The organism is Colwellia sp. BRX8-9, assembly GCF_014077245.1.
Classification (GTDB): domain Bacteria; phylum Pseudomonadota; class Gammaproteobacteria; order Enterobacterales; family Alteromonadaceae; genus Colwellia_A.
In genome coordinates this window covers 63,975-70,230 of record NZ_JACGVN010000023.1, presented here as the reverse complement: position 1 = coordinate 70,230, position 6,256 = coordinate 63,975, and the positions used below count along the sequence as shown (strand labels likewise).

The 6,256-nt window shown below is 36.7% G+C and carries 4 protein-coding genes and 1 pseudogene; 3 read left to right on the top strand and 2 right to left on the bottom strand.

Annotation, left to right across the window (positions count from 1 at the left end; all coding sequences use genetic code 11):
• Positions 1-103 precede the first annotated feature (103 nt).
• From H4J70_RS16760 to H4J70_RS16755, 3 genes and pseudogenes are all read left to right on the top strand, one after another.
• Positions 104-331 (top strand): hypothetical protein, encoded by a 228-nt coding sequence (locus H4J70_RS16760; RefSeq protein WP_182251512.1) that lies wholly within the window; start codon positions 104-106, stop codon positions 329-331.
• 85 nt (positions 332-416) lie between these two features.
• Positions 417-494 (top strand): annotated as a pseudogene (locus H4J70_RS21055) (Type I secretion system protein TolC); the annotation flags it as partial.
• A gap of 109 nt (positions 495-603) precedes the next feature.
• The gene (locus H4J70_RS16755) at positions 604-1,578 is read left to right on the top strand and encodes a transposase (RefSeq protein WP_182251511.1); all 975 of its coding nucleotides are present in this window, start codon (positions 604-606) and stop codon (positions 1,576-1,578) included.
• Between the two features lie 247 nt (positions 1,579-1,825).
• Here H4J70_RS16755 and H4J70_RS16750 read toward each other — a convergent pair whose 3' ends face one another.
• Together H4J70_RS16750 and H4J70_RS16745 are read right to left on the bottom strand one after the other, a co-directional pair.
• Positions 1,826-1,969, bottom strand: a complete 144-nt coding sequence (locus H4J70_RS16750; RefSeq protein WP_182251510.1) for a hypothetical protein — start codon at positions 1,967-1,969, stop codon at positions 1,826-1,828.
• Between the two features lie 53 nt (positions 1,970-2,022).
• A complete protein-coding gene (locus tag H4J70_RS16745; RefSeq protein WP_182251509.1) occupies positions 2,023-6,195 on the bottom strand; it encodes a hybrid sensor histidine kinase/response regulator in 4,173 nt (1,390 codons plus the stop codon).
• Positions 6,196-6,256 lie beyond the last annotated feature (61 nt).

The window sequence follows — 6,256 nt, the reverse complement described above, 5'->3', positions numbered from 1 at the left end:
TATGAAAATGAAAGAAAAAGATGATGATAACGAACATAATCATTAATTAACCAAAATAGTCACTTAGCATATGTTAGGTGACTTTTTGCTTAAAGGGACATATATGCAAATTATTAAATTATTATTACTGCTTGCCTTATTAGGTATAGGTGCTGCGGCTACTGTGATGTATTCGGGTTTGGTTGATGTTGCGGCTGATGAGCCTCATAGTGATTTGGTCTACTGGTTTTTAGAAGAAACCAGAGAAAACGCTATTAAAAATGCAGCTCAAGATATTGTAGTGCCTGATTTAAGTGATCCAGAATTAGTATTAACAGGACACCCAATCTAGTTTTAATAGTATGCCCAATCTAAATTGATCCTCCCTACCGATGCACTACACTGAAATAACCAAGCGACATGATCACAGGTGATTTATGGCTACGCCAAGGAAACAACAAATCAGTTTAATAGATACCCCTTATTATCATTGTGTTTCGCGTTGTGTTCGACGAGTATTAACAGGACACCCAATCTAGTTTTAATAGGACGCCCAATCTAAATTGATCCTCCCTACCGATGCACTACACTGAAATAACCAAGCGACATAATCACAGGTGATTTATGGCTACGCCAAGGAAACAACAAATCAGTTTAATAGATACCCCTTATTATCATTGTGTTGCGCGTTGTGTTCGACGCGCTTTTTTATGTGGCGAAGATGCCTTGTCAGGCCAAAGCTTTGATCACCGCAGAGAGTGGGTAGAAGAGAAGTTACACTTTCTTATCGAGGTCTTTGCGATTGACGTGTGTGCCTATGCCGTAATGAGTAATCATTATCATGTTGTGCTATTTATTGATGAGGAAAAAGCAAAGCAATGGAGCATGAGTGATGTGCTTGAGCGTTGGCACCGCTTACACAAAGGCACGTTACTCACACAGCAATACTGTCGTGGCGAAGCGTTAGCGAAACCGTTACTGGATATCGTTAAAGAAACATCTGAGGTCTATCGAAAACGGCTGATGAAAATCAGTTGGTTTATGGGCTACATTAACGAAGGTATTGCCAGAGCAGCTAATCAAGAAGACAACTGTACTGGTCGATTTTGGGAAGGACGATTTAAATCTCAAGCATTATTAGATGAAGCAGCACTTGTTGCTTGTATGGCCTATGTTGATTTAAACCCCATTCGCGCCAATATAGCCAAAACGCCCGAAAGCTCAACGCACACCAGCGTCAAGCTACGCTGTGAGCAAGCAAAAAAAAGTCAACAACCCAATGCGTTACTCCCTTTTGTTGGTCACTCAAGAAAAAAAATGGTTAAGGGCCTAACATTTGAGCTTACTGATTACCTACAATTAATTGAGTTAACCGGACGTTGTATCAGAGAGGATAAATACGGTTTCATCGAAGACAGCCAACCCAATATACTCAGTCGATTAAACATATCAGCTAAAAACTGGCTAATCATTACCACCCAATTTAGCAAACAGTTTCATGGTGCGGTTGGCCACGAAGATGCCTTAAGTGATTACTGCGAACACCAAAAGTTAAAGCGAAGACAAAACTTAAGTCATTGCAATAAACTCTTTGCTTAAATTAACTACACTCATTCAAAACAGCTATAAATCTAACCAGTCTATCCTGGAGGATGGCACTTGTTAATAAATGAGTATTTTAGGTGTTAATTGACTGAAAATGAGTTTTTGCACCATCGTATATTATCAAAAGCCCTTTTTAATGATAACGACTGACAGTATATTGAAATATCGATGTGATGTTGTTAGATTTGAATTAAATTGAGTGTCTGCTTTAGTCCTTAAGTCAGCTATATTTTAAAATAGCTTACATTATAAATAGGGTCGTACTTTCAAGAATGGCTTGAGCTTTAGTAAAGTCTGTTGAAAGGTCGTCTAAAGTTGATACCGGTAATAGTTCATTAGCGACTTCTTTTAAGGTAGAAAAGGCGAGGGCAGAGTTCGTACCCATATGTTAAACATCGATACTATAAAGATAATAACTGCCCAAGCCCGCCAATATCTTTATTTATGTCGCCATAACTTTAATTTTTCAAGCACCAACATTGGCTCGATTGGTTTGGTTAAATAATCATCCATACCCGCTTCTATACATTTTTCTTTGTCACCTTGCATCGCATTAGCTGTCATTGCAATGATCGGAATTGCGGTGTTTTCTACTCCAGCATCACCTGCTCTTATTCTCCTTGTTGCTTCATAACCGTCCATTTCTGGCATTTGGCAATCCATGATCACAACTGTATAGGGTTTAATAACTGTCGCTTCTTTTAATCGATTTAAGGCGTCAACACCATTAGTCGCTAAATCTGCGGTTAAGCCGATTTTTTTTAAGACAGCTAGCGCTACCATTTGGTTTACTCGGTTATCTTCAACAAGTAGCACATGCATTTCTCTAGGCCAGTGACCTTTCATTGCACCGATATTAGGCTTTTTTATTGCTTCTAGGTCGATACTGTTATGCGCCGTTATTAATGTATCGGTATTATTTTTAATTACCGCTAAAGCATTAAATAAATTGTCGGTTGTTGCTGGTTTAGGAAAATAAGTACTACTACCCAAGTCTTCAAAGTGTTTAGCGTCGTGTTTTTCATCGATAGAGGTCATCATCACTAGTGCCATTGGGTCATAGCTTTTATTCGCTCGAATTATTTTAGTTAATCCTTCTCCATTCATCGTTGGCATTTCCATGTCCACTAATGCCAGATCAAATATCTTTGAATTTGATGAAGAAAAACACTCATCACAATGAAATAAAGCTTCCTTAGCACTTTTAGCTTCAGTGACGTTTATCCCCCAACACTCTAATTGTCTGCGTAACACCTCACGGCTAGTTCTGTTATCATCGACAATTAAAATATTTAACCTTAAGCCTGCTATCGGTGGCACTACTGGGGTCGATAATTCACTTTCTTGTACTAAACAAGATACTTTAAAACAGCTGCCATGGCCTATCTTACTTGATACCGTTACATCACCATTAAGTAGCTTACATAATTTTTTTGTTATACTTAACCCTAACCCGGTACCGCCATATTTTCTGGTTGTGGAAGCGTCAACTTGGCTAAATGAGCCAAACAGTAAAAATATTTTTTCTGCTGGAATACCAATGCCAGTATCTTGAATTTCACAACTAAATATAAAGTGATGAACTTTTTCGGCAGGTTCGAGTTTAGCTTTAATAACTATCTGACCTTGATCGGTAAATTTTATGGCATTACTTAAAATATTGGTGAGGATTTGTCGTATTCGTCCCGGATCTGATTTAATGAAAGAGCAGGGAATACCTGTTAAATCGAGTATTATTTCAACGCCTTTTCTTTGCGCGGCAAGTGAAATAGATTCAGCAAGCTCTGCCACTAAATTACGTAAATTAAAATCTATATACTCAAGTTCTATTTTACCCGCTTCAATCTTTGAAAGATCAAGAATATCATTAATAAGTGTCAATAATGCATGGGCACTGGTATTGGCTATGCTTACGTTTTGGGCTTGTTCTTTCGTTAGGTCACTATCCATGAGTAACCCCAGCATGCCTAAAACCCCGTTCATTGGTGTTCTTATTTCGTGACTCATATTAGCTAAAAATTCTGATTTAAGTTGTGTTGCTTCTTCAGATTTTTTTAATGCTGTAATTAAATCTTTAGCCTGCGTCTTTAGCGAAGCTGTTTTCTCAGTCACTTGCTCTTCAAGTGTTAAAACAAATTGCTTTTGTCTGTCTATTTCTGTCTGCTGTAAACGCGTTCTTAAATAAATGGTAATAAATACGACCATTAAGGTTAATAATACATATAAACTGTATGCCCACCAGGTTTTCCAAGGCGGTGGTGATATATACAAGTTGATCGACAGTAATTTCTTCCCCCACTCACCACTGCTATTTGTCGCTTTGACAAGCAGTTTATATGTACCTCCATCTAGATTAGTAAATGAAGCAATATTTCTATTACCGACTTCAATCCAATTATCATCATAGCCTTCAAGTTTATAAGCATATTTGTTTTTGTTAGGTGAAATAAAATCTAAAACAGAGAACTCAAAAGAGAAAAAGTAGTCATGATAAGTCAGTTCAATATCAGTGACATAAGAATAAGGTCTATCAAGCTTTATCGGCTGACCCATTTTATTAAAACCGGTTAAAACAATATTGAATTCGTCATTGGTTGTTTCTATATCTAAAGCACTAAAATACTCGATGCCGCGTTGGCTACTGGTGAAAAATGTCTCATTTGCACCTTTTACTAGGCTATTTGGATAATAATTCATTCCTAATAAGCCATTATAGCTGTCAAAATTAGTCACTTCTCCTGATAAAGGGTCTAATCTTGAGATCCCCTTATTGGTCGTCAGCCATAAATGACCACTTTTATCATCAGCAATTGCACGGATTAAAGAGGTCGGTAATCCATTGTTTTTATCAAAATGTTTAAAGGTTTTTGTTTCTGGAAGATATAAGTTGAGTCCTTTTTGCGTAGCAATCCAAACGTTGCCATTTCCACTTTGATGGATATCCTGTACGATATTTCCTAATAAACTATCAGATTTTTTTTTATTACTTTGAAATGAAATGAACTTTTGTTCGTCTGCTTGCCAAAGATTTACACCGTTACCGGTTCCAACCCACATATTTTGTTTACTATCTTTAAATATTTTTAAAACTTCGGGATGAGATAATCCCAAAGATTCATTTAAATGAGTAAAGGTTTTAGTCGAAGGGTTATAGCGATAGACACCATTTTTATAAGTGCCAATCCAAAGGTACCCATATTGGTCCATGTTAAGGGCTCGTAACTCTCTGAACTCTTTATGGTTTGGATCTGTTTTAGGGTAGGTTAATAACTCAAGGTGTTGAGTGTCTAAGTTGAATTTAGCTAAACCTTCATCTTGTGCAACCCATAGACTGTTATTATCATCAAGAAATATAATTGGATTTTCTAATAGTCTATTAGCGCCATAGCCATTCTCATCACTAAAGATCGGTGCTGATAATGTGGCTAGTTTTTGTGATGATACCTGCCACTTATATAACTGCGATGACGAAGATACAATGACAAGATCACCATTAGCATCTGTTGCTATTCCATTTGGAGCGGTCAGTTCAGGGCTATTAATCGATTTAAATTTACGATGTGGTACTAACTTATATATGCCGTGAGTCTCGCTAGTGACCCAGATGGTTCTAGAGCTATCTTCGAAAATTATTCTCAGACCCTTATTATTGCCAAGGTCAAATTGTTCAATCTGAGGACCTGTGTTTGATTGTCGAAACAAGCCTTTGCTGGTGACAAACCAGACATAACCCTCTTGGTCTTCAATCATAGAATTCACTTGATCTAAATATTGATTATCAATTGTTTTTAATCGTGTAAAAAGACCATTTTCTTTATCGAAGGAAAATGGACCTTGTTGAGTACCTACATAAAGCTTGTCTTTTGACGTTTTTAAAATACTGCGTATTTCATTTGCGCCTGTTGGTGTTTTATTTTCTGGAGCAGGGAAAAAATGAGAAAAGGTTTGCTTAGTTTTGTCATATAAATTTAAACCATAGCTAGTTGCAACCCAGAGACTATTGCTATTGTTGTTTTCAATATCCCATATTCTATTATGAGATAAACTTGATGGTGAATCATCAGTTTTTGTAATATGTTCAAAGCTATTATTACCTAGATATCGACTAAGCCCTTTATCATATGAACCTAACCAAATATTGTCCTCTTGGTCATGAAATAAGGATTGAATTCGATTAGATGAAATAGAAGCAAGGCGAAGCGGATCATGAATGAAATTACTAAAGCTTCCTGTTTTTGGTTCATATAGGCTAGCGCCTCCTCCCCAAGTGCCAATCCATATATTTCCGGTGTGGTCCAACATCAGGTTTCCAGCATCATTATGCGATAAACCGTTTGAACTCATACTATCAAATTGAAACAGGGTTGTTTTTCGACCATCATAGCGCATAACGCCATTTTCAGCGGTACCAAACCAAAGTAAGCCTTGATTATCCTGAATAATTGAATATATCTCAGAAGAAATAAAGCCATCTTCCTCGGTCAGCACTTTAACCGAGTATTCATTAATGAGCTTTGAAGTCGATTCATTACTATAAGCTGGAGCAATCGTTCCAATAAATAGGAAAAAAAAGCAGATAACGTGATTAACAAGCGATAAATTATATTTCATAAATATTAAGATTATCAAATCCAAGTAAGGTCAACAAAAAGTACAAAAAATCTTATTTAAT